Origin of the sequence: Streptomyces sp. NPDC056600 (genome assembly GCF_042792855.1) — a bacterium.
In the GTDB taxonomy this organism is placed as follows: Bacteria; Actinomycetota; Actinomycetes; order Streptomycetales; family Streptomycetaceae; genus Streptomyces.
Map to the genome: position 1 here is coordinate 60,842 of NZ_JBHTVQ010000016.1, position 12,073 is coordinate 72,914.

At 73.6% G+C, this 12,073-nt stretch carries 14 protein-coding genes and 1 pseudogene; 7 read left to right on the plus strand and 8 right to left on the minus strand.

The window, feature by feature from the left end:
• Positions 1-129 precede the first annotated feature (129 nt).
• From ispF to ACFRAV_RS11125, 3 genes and pseudogenes are all read right to left on the minus strand, one after another.
• Positions 130-639, minus strand: a pseudogene (gene ispF / locus ACFRAV_RS11115) (2-C-methyl-D-erythritol 2,4-cyclodiphosphate synthase); the annotation flags it as partial.
• Positions 629-1,396, minus strand: coding sequence for a 2-C-methyl-D-erythritol 4-phosphate cytidylyltransferase (ispD, locus tag ACFRAV_RS11120; protein WP_382553772.1), 768 nt, complete (start codon positions 1,394-1,396; stop codon positions 629-631). The pseudogene ispF and the gene ispD, both read right to left, overlap by 11 nt.
• Positions 1,397-1,624: 228 nt before the next feature.
• Positions 1,625-2,107, minus strand: coding sequence for a CarD family transcriptional regulator (locus ACFRAV_RS11125; protein ID WP_003953493.1), 483 nt, complete (start codon positions 2,105-2,107; stop codon positions 1,625-1,627).
• Positions 2,108-2,786: 679 nt separating this feature from the next.
• Between ACFRAV_RS11125 and ACFRAV_RS11130 the strand changes: the two genes are divergently transcribed.
• On the plus strand, positions 2,787-3,434 hold the full coding sequence (locus ACFRAV_RS11130; protein ID WP_382553774.1) for a DUF461 domain-containing protein: 648 nt from the start codon (positions 2,787-2,789) through the stop codon (positions 3,432-3,434).
• A gap of 76 nt (positions 3,435-3,510) precedes the next feature.
• Here ACFRAV_RS11130 and ACFRAV_RS11135 read toward each other — a convergent pair whose 3' ends face one another.
• Complete coding sequence (locus tag ACFRAV_RS11135) at positions 3,511-4,191, minus strand: response regulator transcription factor (RefSeq protein ID WP_108951838.1); 681 nt, start codon at positions 4,189-4,191, stop codon at positions 3,511-3,513.
• A complete protein-coding gene (locus ACFRAV_RS11140) occupies positions 4,188-5,570 on the minus strand; it encodes a sensor histidine kinase (RefSeq protein ID WP_382553776.1) in 1,383 nt (460 codons plus the stop codon). The genes ACFRAV_RS11135 and ACFRAV_RS11140 overlap by 4 nt, the downstream gene beginning before the upstream one ends.
• 262 nt (positions 5,571-5,832) lie before the next feature.
• Between ACFRAV_RS11140 and phoU the strand changes: the two genes are divergently transcribed.
• From phoU to ACFRAV_RS11155, 3 genes are all read left to right on the plus strand, one after another.
• Entirely contained in the window at positions 5,833-6,501 is a 669-nt protein-coding gene (gene phoU, locus ACFRAV_RS11145; protein WP_382553778.1) for a phosphate signaling complex protein PhoU, read from the plus strand.
• Between the two features lie 166 nt (positions 6,502-6,667).
• Positions 6,668-6,823, plus strand: coding sequence for a hypothetical protein (locus ACFRAV_RS11150; protein ID WP_351112939.1), 156 nt, complete (start codon positions 6,668-6,670; stop codon positions 6,821-6,823).
• A 182-nt stretch (positions 6,824-7,005) separates the two neighbouring features.
• On the plus strand, positions 7,006-7,254 hold the full coding sequence (locus ACFRAV_RS11155) for an SCO4226 family nickel-binding protein (protein WP_382553780.1): 249 nt from the start codon (positions 7,006-7,008) through the stop codon (positions 7,252-7,254).
• Between the two features lie 90 nt (positions 7,255-7,344).
• Here the strand turns inward: ACFRAV_RS11155 and ACFRAV_RS11160 are convergent, their stop codons facing one another.
• The gene (locus ACFRAV_RS11160) at positions 7,345-8,163 is read right to left on the minus strand and encodes a class I SAM-dependent methyltransferase (RefSeq protein ID WP_382553781.1); all 819 of its coding nucleotides are present in this window, start codon (positions 8,161-8,163) and stop codon (positions 7,345-7,347) included.
• A gap of 180 nt (positions 8,164-8,343) precedes the next feature.
• Between ACFRAV_RS11160 and mshA the strand changes: the two genes are divergently transcribed.
• Together mshA and ACFRAV_RS11170 are read left to right on the plus strand one after the other, a co-directional pair.
• Positions 8,344-9,690, plus strand: a complete 1,347-nt coding sequence (gene mshA, locus ACFRAV_RS11165) for a D-inositol-3-phosphate glycosyltransferase (RefSeq protein ID WP_382553784.1) — start codon at positions 8,344-8,346, stop codon at positions 9,688-9,690.
• Positions 9,683-10,168, plus strand: a complete 486-nt coding sequence (locus tag ACFRAV_RS11170) for a YbjN domain-containing protein (protein ID WP_351112931.1) — start codon at positions 9,683-9,685, stop codon at positions 10,166-10,168. The genes mshA and ACFRAV_RS11170 overlap by 8 nt, the downstream gene beginning before the upstream one ends.
• 101 nt (positions 10,169-10,269) lie before the next feature.
• On the opposite strand, the gene ACFRAV_RS11175 is transcribed toward ACFRAV_RS11170, so the two are convergent.
• Positions 10,270-10,836, minus strand: a complete 567-nt coding sequence (locus ACFRAV_RS11175) for an HD domain-containing protein (protein WP_382553873.1) — start codon at positions 10,834-10,836, stop codon at positions 10,270-10,272.
• Positions 10,837-10,862: 26 nt separating this feature from the next.
• Positions 10,863-11,396: a GNAT family N-acetyltransferase gene (locus ACFRAV_RS11180; RefSeq protein WP_382553786.1), complete on the minus strand. Its 534-nt coding sequence runs from the start codon at positions 11,394-11,396 to the stop codon at positions 10,863-10,865.
• 212 nt (positions 11,397-11,608) lie between these two features.
• Between ACFRAV_RS11180 and ACFRAV_RS11185 the strand changes: the two genes are divergently transcribed.
• On the plus strand, positions 11,609-12,070 hold the full coding sequence (locus ACFRAV_RS11185) for a DUF2199 domain-containing protein (protein ID WP_382553876.1): 462 nt from the start codon (positions 11,609-11,611) through the stop codon (positions 12,068-12,070).
• Positions 12,071-12,073 lie beyond the last annotated feature (3 nt).

Consider the following 12,073-nt stretch of genomic DNA (forward strand, 5'->3'; position numbering starts at 1 on the left):
GCCTCTTCTTTTTTTTATAATACACTTCTACACCCCTCACTTGTCGGGGGGGTGCGCCCCTGCCACCCCCCCACTGCTAAACACCCGCCCCCGGGGGGTGCGCCCCACGGGGGGCCCCACCGCGGGGGCCTCCACGACCAGGGCGGTGGCCACCGCCGTCAGGCCCTCGTCCCTGCCGGGGAAGCCGAGTCCGTCGGTGGTCGCGCCGGAGACGGAGACCGGCGCGCCCGCCGCCGCGGAGAGGATCTTCTGCGCCTCCTCGCGCCGTTTGCCGATCTTGGGGCGGGGGCCGACGACCTGCACGGCGACGTTGCCGATCACGAAGCCCGCCTCGCGCACGATGCGGGCCGCCTCGGTGAGCAGCGTGACGCCGGAGGCGCCGGACCACTCGGGGCGGGAGGTGCCGAAGTGCTGCCCGAGGTCACCGAGCCCGGCGGCGGAGAAGAGCGCGTTGCAGGCGGCGTGCGCGACCACGTCGGCGTCGGAGTGCCCGGCGAGCCCGGGGCCCTCGCCCTCCCAGAGCAGGCCCGCGCACCACAGTTCGCGGCCCTCCTCGAAGGCGTGGATGTCGGTGCCGATGCCCACCCGGGGCAGCGGGTAGGGCAGGTCCTGCCGGGGAACGGCCTGGTCAGAAGCCATCGTTGCGCCTCCTGCGGGCCAGGACCGCCTCGGCCAGGACCAGGTCCAGCGGGCGGGTCACCTTGAACGCCTCCTCGTGCCCGGGCACCGTGACGACGCCGAGGCCGAGCCGCTCGACCATGCTCGCGTCATCGGTCACCTCGCCCTCGACCTCCTGGTGCGCGCGGGTCAGCACGGCGCGGTCGAAGCCCTGCGGGGTCTGCACGGCGCGCAGCCGGGCCCGCACCGGGGTGGCGACCACGGGCTCGGGCGTCCCGGTCACCTCGGCCGGCTCGACCTCCTTGACGGTGTCGGCCAGCGGCAGCGCGGGCACCACGGCGACGGCGCCGTCGCGGACCGCCTCGATCACCGCGTCCACGGTCTCCACCGGGACCAGCGGCCTGGCCGCGTCGTGGACCAGGACCACCTCGGAGCCGGCGGGCAGGGCCTGGAGGCCGAGCCGCACGGACTCCTGCCGGGTCGCACCGCCCGGCACGACCAGGAAGTCGGTCCGCTCGGGCAGGGAGTGGGAGTCGAGCAGCGACCGCACCTCGGCGACGCCCTCGGGCGGCGCCACCAGCACGACCAGGGAGACATGACGGGACGCCGCCATCGCGCGCACCGCGTGGATCAGCATCGGGGTGCCCCCGAGCGTGCGCAGCGCCTTGGGGGCGCCGGGGCCCAGGCGTACGCCGCGGCCGGCGGCCGGGATCACGACGGCGGCGTGGGCCGCGGAAGGGGAGGGGCGCTCTTCTCGGGGGAAAGCTGCGTCGGACATCGGTTCCTGTCAGGTTTGTGTGCTCCACCCGGATGGGTATGGGCTTGGCGAACCGGATGCTCCGCCGCCGACCGGGCCCTTCCGTGACACCCGGCCGGTACGGACCACTTCCGGGTACGGACATGCCGCGGCGCCCGGCAATGCTTTCGCATCATCGGGCACCACGGCAGCAAGTGTCCTACGTCCGGTCGCGCTCGGCGTAACCGCTCCGGCACGACCGGGGGAACATCAGGAGGCGAGCACCTCGTCGAGCAGGGCCTCGGCCTTGTCCTCGTTGGTGTTCTCCGCGAGAGCCAGTTCGCTCACCAGGATCTGGCGGGCCTTGGCGAGCATGCGCTTCTCACCGGCGGACAGGCCGCGCTCGCGCTCGCGACGCCACAGGTCGCGGACGACCTCGGCGACCTTGATGACATCGCCGGAGGCCAGCTTCTCCAGGTTTGCCTTGTAACGGCGCGACCAGTTCGTGGGCTCCTCGGCGTACGGCGCGCGCAGCACCTCGAAGACCCGGTCCAGCCCATCCTGACCGACCACGTCGCGCACGCCTACGAACTCCGCATTGTCCGCGGGCACACGCACCGTCAGATCGCCCTGAGCGACCTTCAGCACCAAGTAGGTCTTGTCCACGCCTTTGATCTGGCGAGTTTCGATGGCCTCGATCAGCGCGGCCCCGTGATGGGGATAGACCACGGTGTCGCCAACCTTGAACGTCATGTGACAGGTACCCCTTCCGTGGCTATCCAGGGTAACACGGATTGGGCGTGTTCTGAATGGCGTTTTCGCAGGTCAGGGCATATCTCGGGGCTTGACAACTCCTGCGGGTACATGCTTCGGAAGGGGAACGGAAGGGGGTATTCGCAGGTCGGAGGGGGGATCACGGCCGTGCGAAACGCGGACGTTACACCCCTTCGCGGCCTCGCGACAACGACGTTACGCCCCAGAATGTCCGATTCCAAGTGAACGATCTCCGCTACTCCGTTCGAGCGGACCGGGCGCCTCCCGCCGAGCTCCCCGGGGCTATCCGGAATTGATCACCGGCCGGCCGAGTGACCACCTGATCGATTTTCACGGACGCCATTTGGGCCTGCGGAAATAACGCCCCGCAGTTATGCGAATGCTGAACCGGGGAGCGGTGTTTCCGGGACGTGCGGCGGGGGTTCGGCGCCGCTTCCGCGACCGGAAGAACATCGCGTTGTGATGAACGTCAAGCGGACCGGTGAAGTTCCTGTGTGCGCGAAGGGCGGGATCACGCCGTGTGCATGTGCTGTTCGCACAGGGTGGGTCGGGTGCGGCCGGGAACAACGGGCTCGGTAATCTTGGTGCGCTACACAGACCCAGGGGAGCGGCGTCCGCGCCGTCCCGCTCCGCCCACGTTCAAGGAGTTGCCGCCGCCGTGAGCAGCAGCCTTCGACGCGGCGCCCTCGCCGCCGCCGCCATCGCGTTCTCGATCGCCTCGCTCGCCGCCTGCGGCGCCGGCAACCACGCCGAGACCCTCCAGATCAAGCCGGACCTCGCGGACGTCACCGTCGGCCACATCAAGGTCCAGAACGTCGCCGTCCTCACCCAGTCCGACCCGGAGGCCACCGGCCCGGCCGCCGTGATGGCGACCGTCTTCAACGACGGGCAGACCGACCAGACGCTCGACTCCATCACCCTGCCCGGTGGCCCGACCGTGGACCTCAAGGCCGACAAGGGCAGCCAGGTGAAGGTCCCGGCGGGCGGCCGGGTGGTGATCGGCGGCAAGAACGCCGCCGCCGTCGCCACGATCCCCGGCGGCCGTGAGGCGGTCCGCGACGGCGACGTCCAGCGCGTGACCTTCGCCTTCAGCGAGACCGGGAACGTCTCCCTGGACGCCCTGGTGCTCCCGGCCGAGAACCAGTTCGCGGACTGGGGCCCCTCGGCCGTTCCGAGCGCGGCCGGTCCCTCGGGCGAGCCGTCCTCCTCCGCGTCCGCCTCGGCCTCCGAGCCCGGGGACCTCGACGCGTCCCAGGGCGAGGCCGAGCCGTCCGCCGAGCAGTCGGCGTCCGGCGCCGGTCACTGACACCCGCACGGCACGCGAAAGGGGCGGCTCCCCCCGGGGGGAGCCGCCCCTTTCCGCTGTCCGGGGGCGGGCCGGTCTACGGCTCGAACTTGTAGCCGAGGCCGCGGACCGTGACCAGGTACCTGGGCGCACCCGGGTCCGGCTCGATCTTGGCGCGCAGCCGCTTGACGTGGACGTCCAGGGTCTTGGTGTCGCCCACGTAGTCGGCGCCCCAGACCCGGTCGATCAGCTGCATGCGGGTCAGCACCCGGCCCGCGTTGCGCAGCAGCATCTCCAGCAGGTCGAACTCCTTGAGCGGGAGGTCCACCTTCGCGCCGTCCACGGTCACCACGTGACGGTCGACGTCCATGCGGACCGGGCCCGCCTCCAGCGCGGCGGGGGTGGCCTCCTCGGGCTCCCCGCGTCTGCGCAGCACGGCGCGGATGCGGGCGACCAGCTCGCGCGAGGAGAACGGCTTGGTGACGTAGTCGTCCGCGCCTATCTCCAGGCCGACGACCTTGTCGATCTCGCTGTCCTTGGCGGTGACCATGATCACCGGGACGTTGGAGCGGTTGCGCAGCTGACGGCAGACCTCGGTGCCCGGCAGCCCGGGCAGCATCAGGTCCAGCAGGACCAGATCCGCTCCGTTGCGCTCGAACTCGTCGAGGCCGTCGGGGCCGGTCGCCGCGACGGCGACCTCGAAGCCCTCCTTGCGGAGCATGTACGACAGGACGTCGGAGAAGGACTCCTCGTCCTCGACGACGAGCACACGGGTCACGGGCGGACCTCCGGAGCGGGAGCGGGAGCGGGAAGCGGATCGGGCGAAGCGGCGGGCACGGCGGTGGACCCGGTGGCGGTGGGAGCGGCCGGCGCGGCACCGGCCTGCGGGCCCGCGGTGAACCGGTCGGCGCCCTGCGCGCCGGTGGCGGGCGGGGCGGCGGCGGGCGGGCCGGGGGTGAGCCGGCCGGGGTCGAGGGTGGAACCGTCGCGGCGGCCGCGGTCGCGTGCGGCGGCGGCCTCGGGCAGCCGGACGGTGAAGGTGGAGCCCTGGCCCTCGGTGCTCCACACGGTGACCTCGCCGCCGTGCGAGGCGACCACGTGCTTGACGATCGCCAGGCCAAGGCCCGTGCCGCCGGTGGCCCGGGAGCGGGCCGGGTCGACCCGGTAGAAGCGCTCGAAGATGCGGTCCCGGTCCCGGTCGGAGATCCCGATGCCCTGGTCGGTGACGGCGATCTCGACCATGTCGCCGCTCGCGTCGGCGACCCGGCGGACCGCGATGCCGACCTTGGTCTGGGCCGGGGAGTAGTTGACGGCGTTCTCCACGAGGTTGCCCAGGGCGCCGACGAGCTGGCCGCGGTTGCCCCAGACGTACAGTCCCTCGGCGCCGGCCGCGGCCATGGTGATGTGCTTGGAGCCGGCCTGCTGGCGGCAGCGGTCCATCGCCTCGTCGACGAGCGCCTCGACCCTGACCGGCTCGGCGTACTCCAGCGGGTCGTCGTTCTGGATGCGGGAGAGGTCGATCAGCTCCTGCACCAGGTTGGTCAGGCGGGTGGCCTCGATCTGCATCCGGCCGGCGAACCGCTCGACCGCCTCGGGGTCGTCGGAGGCGTCCATCACGGCCTCCGACAGCAGGGAGAGCGCTCCCACCGGGGTCTTCAGCTCGTGCGACACGTTGGCGACGAAGTCACGCCGCACCGCCTCGATCCGGCGGGCCTCGGTGAGGTCCTCCACCAGCAGCATGACCAGGCGCGACCCCAGCGGGGCCACCCGGGCGGACACCGCCAGCGGTTCCGCCCGGCCGGCGCCGCGCCGGGGGAGTTCCAGTTCGACCTGGCGTATCTCGCCGTCCCGGCGGGTGTCCCGGGCCATCTGGAGCATCGGCTCGACGGCGAGCCGGCCGCCGCGGACCAGACCCAGCGCGTAGGCGGCGGAGCTGGCCTTCACCACCGCGTCGGCCTCGTCGAGCACCACCGCCGAGGAGCGGAGCACCGACAGCACGGTGTCCACCCCGCGGGGCAGCGCGGCCTCGGCCCGGTCGGCTGCGCGGGAGGGGCGTTCCAGGTCGCTCTCGCTCCAGCGGAACGCCAGCATGGCGACCACGCCGGTGAGCACACCGGCTATCGCCGCCGCTGCGGCGACCGCCGCGTCTACGTCCATGCCTCCAGGTTAGGCGGGGGCGGGGGGTGCTCCGCAGCCTCCGGAGGGAGACCTGGCGCACTGGTCGCCCAGAGTTCACCTTCCGGTCCGTGTCGGTTCACCGGAGGGGACCGGTACGGCAGGGGCGGCGGGCGACAGTGGCTTCACCGGACGCCGGGCGGGAAGGACGGACGGACGGCACCTGGCACCACCTTCGAGTCCGGCCCGCCCGGGGCACCCCGGGATCCGCCCGGGACCGTTCGTCATCGGAAAGGAAGCACGGATGCGTGACGCGTACCACGAGGAACTCGACTCGATCGGCGAGGACCTGGCGGAGATGGCCCGTACGGTCGGCTCGGCGATGGGGCGGGCGACCGCGTCGATACTCGACGCCGACCTGTCGCTCGCTGAGCGGGTGATCGAGTCGGACCGCGCGGTCGACGAGACCCAGCACGACCTGGAGGCCCGGGCCATCGCCCTGCTGGCCCGCCAGCAGCCGGTGGCCACCGACCTGCGGAGGGTGGTGACCTCGCTGCGGATCTCCGCCGACCTGGAGCGGTCCGGCGACCTGGCCAAGCACGTGGCCAAGCTGGCGCGGCTGCGCTACCCGCAGAAGGCGGTCCCCTCCGACCTGCACGCCACCGTCCTGGAGATGGGACAGCTCGCCCAGCGGCTGATGGCGAAGACCGCCCAGGTGCTGGCCACCGAGGACGTCCGGCTGGCGCTCCAGCTGGAGCAGGACGACGACGCCATGGACACCCTGCACCGCGCCCTGTTCCAGCACCTGATGGACGACAAGTGGCAGCACGGCATCGAGACGGCGGTCGACGTGACCCTGCTGGGCCGCTACTACGAGCGGTTCGCCGACCACGCGGTGTCCGCGGCGCGGCGGGTGGTGTTCCTGGTGACCGGTGAGCACCCGGGCGACCTTCCGGCGGAGGGCGGCGCGTAACGGGGGCCGGGCGCGGGCCGGCCGCGGCCGCCACCGGGCGGGCCCGTTCCGCGCCCGGCCCGCCCCGGCGCATCCGTGCGCCGTTGATGCGCCGTGCGCCGCGGCGGTGCAATGGGGCGACACCGTTGGACGGTCCTGCTGGACGCCACTGGAGGGATGGACCGAGATGCCCGAGGCCCCCCGTACGGACGACGACCCGACCCGCGCCGCCGACACCGAGGAGGCGCCGGCCCCACGCGCGCTGCCACTGCTGGCGGCCTGCGGCTGCGGCTCCGGCTGCGGCTGCGGCTGCCAGTCCGGCGGCCCCTGTCAGTGCGGCTGACGCCACGAGACACCCGGACGCCGGGCCCGCGCACCTCCGTGCGGGCCCGGCGTCCGTCCGTGGTCCCAGCCGTCCGTGCTCTTACCGCACGCCGCCGTCCCGCCGTTTGTCGTGACCCCGGCGGAGGCGGACGATGGGGAGAGGGGAACCGGACGCACTCGACAGGAAGAAGGTGCGCAGCCATGGCCCGCTTCATGGATGTCCACCGGAACATGACCGGCATCACCGGACCCGAGCTCGAGGAGGCCCACGCGGCCGACCTCGCCCTGGAGAAGGCCGAGGACGTGCACTTCGAGGGAGCCTGGGCCGACCCGGACTCCGGCACGGTGTACTGCCTGTCCAGCGGCCCCTCGGCCGAGGCCGTGCAGCGCGTGCACGAGCGCGCCGGGCACAGGGCGGACGAGATCCACGCGGTCCCGCTGTCCGTCTGACGCGCGTGCCCCCGCGGTCCCGCTGTCCGTCCGACGCCCTCGCCCCCGCGGCGCCGCTGTCCCTCCGACGCCCGGACCGGCGTCCGGAGGTCAGCCGCCGCGCGGGGCGAGCGCCTCCCAGGCCACCGTGATCTCGCCCTGGCGCCACCGCGCGGGCCCGTCCGTCACCGGCCAGTCCGCGGTCAGGTCCCGCACCGCGCGGATCCACCGCTGGCGGGCCCCGTAGGAGGCGTACGGCGCCGCGGCCGCCCAGGCGCGGTCGAAGTCACGGAGGAACGCGTGCACCGGCTCTCCCGGCACGTTCCGGTGGATCAGGGCCTTCGGGAGGCGTTCCGCCAGGTCCGACGGGCGGTCCAGGGAGGCCAGCCGGGCCGCGAAGGTGACCGTCCGCGGGCCCTCGGGGCCGAGGGCGACCCACACGTGGCGGCGTCCGATCTCGTCGCAGGTGCCCTCCACCAGCAGCCCGCCCCGCGAGCCGTGCGGGCCCGCAGCGGCGAGGCGGGCGCACAGCCGTGACCAGACCTGGGCGACCTGGTCCTCGTCGTACTGGCGCAGCACGTTGGCGGCCCTGATCAGTTGCGGCGGCGCGGGCAGCGGCACCTCGAAGCCCCCGTGCCGGAACTCCAGCCCCTCCCGCTCGTAGGGGCGGGCGGCCGCGACCCGGGCCGGGTCGATCTCGATGCCGACCACCCGGGTGCGGGGTGCGGCGGTCCGCAGCCGGCCGAGCAGTTCGACCGCGGTCCACGGCGCCGCGCCGTAGCCCAGGTCGACGGCGACGGGGCCCTGCGCGCGCCGCAGCTCGGCCCCGTGCACGGCCGCGATCCAGCGGTCCATGCGGCGGAGCCGGTTGGGGTTGGTCGTCCCGCGCGTCACCGTTCCCACGGGGCGGGTCGTCGCGCGGGGAGTCATGTCTACGAGGGTACGAAAGCGCTGGTGGGGCCGGAACGCGCCGTTCATCTCCCGGCCACACGGCGTAACGTTTTGGCAAAGCCGAAATGGCGGGCGTCCCGCCGGTGTTCTCGCCTCTGGAGGGGTCGAGGCCGCGTCCCCACCCGTCACCCCTGCCCGACACACCTGGAGGACTGCCACGTGAGCCAGTACGTCACCAGGCTCGGGCGTCTCTCCCCGGCGTCGCCGCCGCGGCTGAGGCTGCCGGGCGTACCACGCCGAGCGCGCCGCGTCGCCATGCTCTCCGTCCACACCTCCCCGCTGCACCAGCCCGGCACGGGCGACGCGGGCGGGATGAACGTGTACATCGTCGAGCTCGCCCGCCGCCTCGCCGCGCAGGGCGTCGAGGTGGAGGTCTTCACCCGCGCCACCTCCGCCTCCCTGCCGCCGGCCGTGGAGCTGGCACCCGGCGTGCTGGTGCGGCACGTGGACGCGGGCCCGTACGAGGGCCTGGCCAAGGAGGACCTGCCGGCCCAGCTGTGCGCCTTCACCCACGGCGTGATGCAGGCCTGGGCGGGCCACCGCCCCGGCCACTACGACCTGGTCCACTCCCACTACTGGCTCTCCGGGCACGTCGGCTGGCTGGCCGCCCAGCGCTGGGGCGTGCCGCTGGTGCACGCCATGCACACCATGGCCAAGGTGAAGAACGCCTCGCTCGCCCAGGGCGACACGCCCGAGCCGCCGGCCCGCGTGATCGGCGAGACGCAGATCGTGAACGCCGCCGACCGGCTGATCGCCAACACCGCCGACGAGGCCGCCGACCTGGTCCGCCACTACGAGGCAGACCCCGCGAAGGTCGAGATCGTGCACCCCGGCGTCAACCTGGACCGCTTCCGCCCGGCCGACGGCCGGGCCGCCGCCCGCGCCCGCCTGGGCCTGCCGCAGGACGCCCTGATCCCCCTCTTCGCCGGGCGGATACAGCCGTTGAAGGCGCCCGACGTGCTGCTGCGCGCGGTGGCGGTGCTGCTGGAGCAGCGCCCCGACCTGCGCTCGCGGCTGGTGGTGCCGGTGGTCGGCGGCCCCAGCGGCAGCGGCCTCGCCAAGCCGGAACGGCTGCAGAAGCTGTCGTCGCGCCTCGGCCTGAACGACGTGGTGCGCTTCCACCCGCCGGTGGGGCAGGACCGGCTCGCGGACTGGTTCCGGGCGGCGTCGGTGCTGGTGATGCCCTCCTACAGCGAGTCGTTCGGCCTGGTCGCCATCGAGGCGCAGGCCACCGGCACGCCGGTGCTGGCCGCCGCGGTGGGCGGCCTTCCGGTCGCGGTGCGCGACGGCGGGACCGGCTTCCTGGTGCGCGGCCACGACCCCGCCGACTACGCGGCGGTGCTGCGGCGCTTCGCCGACGAGCCGGCGCTGACCGCCCGCCTCGGTGAGCGTGCCGCTCGGCACGCCCAGGAGTTCGGCTGGGACCGGGCCGCCGCGGCGACCACCGAGGTGTACTCGGCCGCCCTGCACACCCACCGCCGTCGCGTACGCTCGGCCCATGGCTGACGCACGCGAGGTGATCGAGGCGTTCCTGCGGGACGCCGAGCTGGAGTGGGAGTCCCCGGAGCCCGGCAACTACGTCGTGAAGCTGCCCGGGACGCGGAAGCTCTCCACCACGGTCTCGCTGATCGCCGGCCGGCACTCCCTCTCGCTGAACGCCTTCGTCATCCGCCACCCGGACGAGAACGAGGCGGGCGTCCACCGCTGGCTGCTGGAGCGCAACCTCAAGCTGTACGGCGTCTCCTACGCGGTGGACCCGCACGGCGACGTGTACGTCACGGCCCGCCTGCCGCTGGCCTCGGTCACCGCGGACGGGATCGACCGCCTCCTCGGCCAGGTCCTGGAGGCCGCCGACGGCGCCTTCAACACGCTGCTGGAGATGGGGTTCGCGTCCTCGATCCGCAAGGAGTACGCCTGGCGGGTCTCCCGCGGCGAGTCCACCCGCAACCTGGACGCCTTCGCGCACCTGCTCGACAAGGAGTGACCCGCGGGGCGCCGGTCGGCAGGCGCCTCCCGGCTCCCCCTTCGCCGGTCTCGTCAGCCGTCGACTCGACGGTCTCGTCAGCCGTCGACTCGTCGGTCGCGTCAGCCGTCGACCGGGAACGACGCCTGGAACGCCAGGCGGCGGTCGGCGTCCTCGCCGAGCTCGGTGAGCAGGTCGTCGAGGTCGCCGAACTCCTCCCAGGCCGCCCGGCTGCTCGCCGCCGCCGGCCGGGCCACGACCAGGTCCTCCAGATCAGGCACCCGCTTGTTCTTCCACGCCTTGTCGGCGAGCGACACCAGCAGGTCCTCCAGAGCGACGTCCGCCGCCGTCCACGAGGCGTGGGTGGCGGCGAACCGGGCCAGCGCGGGGTCGACGCCCCGGGCGAGCAGCAGCGCCTGCCCGGCGTCCTCGTGGGCCGAGCCCGGGCCGGACAGCTCGGCCCGGTGCAGCGTCTTGCCGACGTCGTGGGTCGCCGCGCCGAAGAGCACCGCCTCGCGGTCGAGCGACCCGGCGGGCAGCCGCCGCTCGGTCCCGTCCACCAGCGTGTGCGCGACGTCGTGCACGGCGCGCAGGTGCGCCGCCAGCCGCGGCGGGCAGTCCAGGGCGGTCAGCAGTTCCGCGACGCCGGGCGGCAGCGGGCGCAGGGGCGGGTCGCTCGGCCCCGCCATGGCCGGCGCCCGGAGGCCGGCGACGCTCACCGGGGCAGGGAGCCGGCGGGGACGGCGGAGGCGTGTGGCGCATCGTCGCGCGGGACGTCCGCCTCCATCAGGGGCAGCACCCGGCCCGCGACCGACCCCGACGGAACCGTGCCGACGACGCGGGCGCCCATCGCCCGGTAGAACGGCTCGGCGTTCGGGTCGGCGTCGATGGCGAGGCTGCGCATCCCGAGGCGGCGGGCGGTGGCCAGCCCTTCCGCGTACAGCCGTCGGCCGACGCCCGATCCGATGGCGGACGGGTCGACGAAGAGCATGTCGAGCCGGCCCCGGGGCGGCGCCCCGTCGATCAGCACGAAGCCCAGCACCCGCCCGGTCCCGTCCTCCGCGACGGTCGCGTTGCCCGGCGTCAGGTCCTCGGGCTTCAGCGTCAGTTCGTCACGGCAGGCGGTGAGGAAGGCGGCGTCGTACCCCCAGTGCCCCTTGGAGCGCAGCGCCAGCTCGCTCAGCGCGGGCGCCTCGTCGGCACGGGCGGGACGGACACGGAGACGGTCACCGGACGACGTAAGGGACATGCGGACCTCCTGGACTCGCTGACAGGGTGCCACGGGGGCGCGGCGCGCGGAACGGAACGTCACGGGTGGCGGGCGGCGAGGGGACGCCGGGGCGCGGCGGGTCCGGCGGTTCGGCGGTGGCCGTCCGAGGGGGCCATTACTCTCGGGTCATGACACACGAGGAACCCGGCTTCGTCTGCTCGCAGTGCGGCGAGCACCACGCAGGCCTCCCCATGGGTTACTCCACCGAGGCGCCCGACGTCTGGGATCAGCGCTACGCCGAGCGCGAGGACAGTGTGCTCTCCCCCGACCAGTGCGTGATCAAGGGCGAGCACTTCTTCGTGAAGGGCCTGATCGAGATCCCCGTGCGCGACAGCGCCGTGCCCACGGGCGAGGTCTTCGAGTGGGGTGTCTGGGTCTCGCTCAGCGCCCAGAACTTCCGGCGCTCGGACGAGTTGTGGGAGACCCCCGGGCGGGAGGCGGAGCCACCGTACTTCGGCTGGCTGAACACCTCGCTGCCCCTCTACTCCCCCACCACCCTCAACCTCCGCACCAACGTCCACACCCGTGAGGTGGGCCGCCGGCCGTACGTCGAACTGGAGCCGACCGACCATCCGCTGGCGGTGGAGCAGCGCGAGGGCATCACCCTCGCGCGGGTCCGGGAGATCGCCGAGGCCATGCTGCACGGCACCTGAGCG

Excerpts from the sequence above, each read along its gene's own strand:
- ACFRAV_RS11175 (WP_382553873.1), bottom strand. The coding sequence starts at position 10,836 with ATGGCGGGGCCGAGCGACCCGCCCCTGCGCCCGCTGCCGCCCGGCGTC.
- ACFRAV_RS11160 (WP_382553781.1), bottom strand. The coding sequence starts at position 8,163 with ATGACTCCCCGCGCGACGACCCGCCCCGTGGGAACGGTGACGCGCGGG.
- ACFRAV_RS11125 (WP_003953493.1), bottom strand. The coding sequence starts at position 2,107 with ATGACGTTCAAGGTTGGCGACACCGTGGTCTATCCCCATCACGGGGCC.
- ACFRAV_RS11155 (WP_382553780.1), top strand. The coding sequence starts at position 7,006 with ATGGCCCGCTTCATGGATGTCCACCGGAACATGACCGGCATCACCGGA.
- ACFRAV_RS11180 (WP_382553786.1), bottom strand. The coding sequence starts at position 11,396 with ATGTCCCTTACGTCGTCCGGTGACCGTCTCCGTGTCCGTCCCGCCCGT.
- ACFRAV_RS11140 (WP_382553776.1), bottom strand. The coding sequence starts at position 5,570 with ATGGACGTAGACGCGGCGGTCGCCGCAGCGGCGGCGATAGCCGGTGTG.
- ispD (WP_382553772.1), bottom strand. The coding sequence starts at position 1,396 with ATGTCCGACGCAGCTTTCCCCCGAGAAGAGCGCCCCTCCCCTTCCGCG.
- ACFRAV_RS11185 (WP_382553876.1), top strand. The coding sequence starts at position 11,609 with ATGGGTTACTCCACCGAGGCGCCCGACGTCTGGGATCAGCGCTACGCC.
- phoU (WP_382553778.1), top strand. The coding sequence starts at position 5,833 with ATGCGTGACGCGTACCACGAGGAACTCGACTCGATCGGCGAGGACCTG.
- ACFRAV_RS11150 (WP_351112939.1), top strand. The coding sequence starts at position 6,668 with ATGCCCGAGGCCCCCCGTACGGACGACGACCCGACCCGCGCCGCCGAC.
- ACFRAV_RS11170 (WP_351112931.1), top strand. The coding sequence starts at position 9,683 with ATGGCTGACGCACGCGAGGTGATCGAGGCGTTCCTGCGGGACGCCGAG.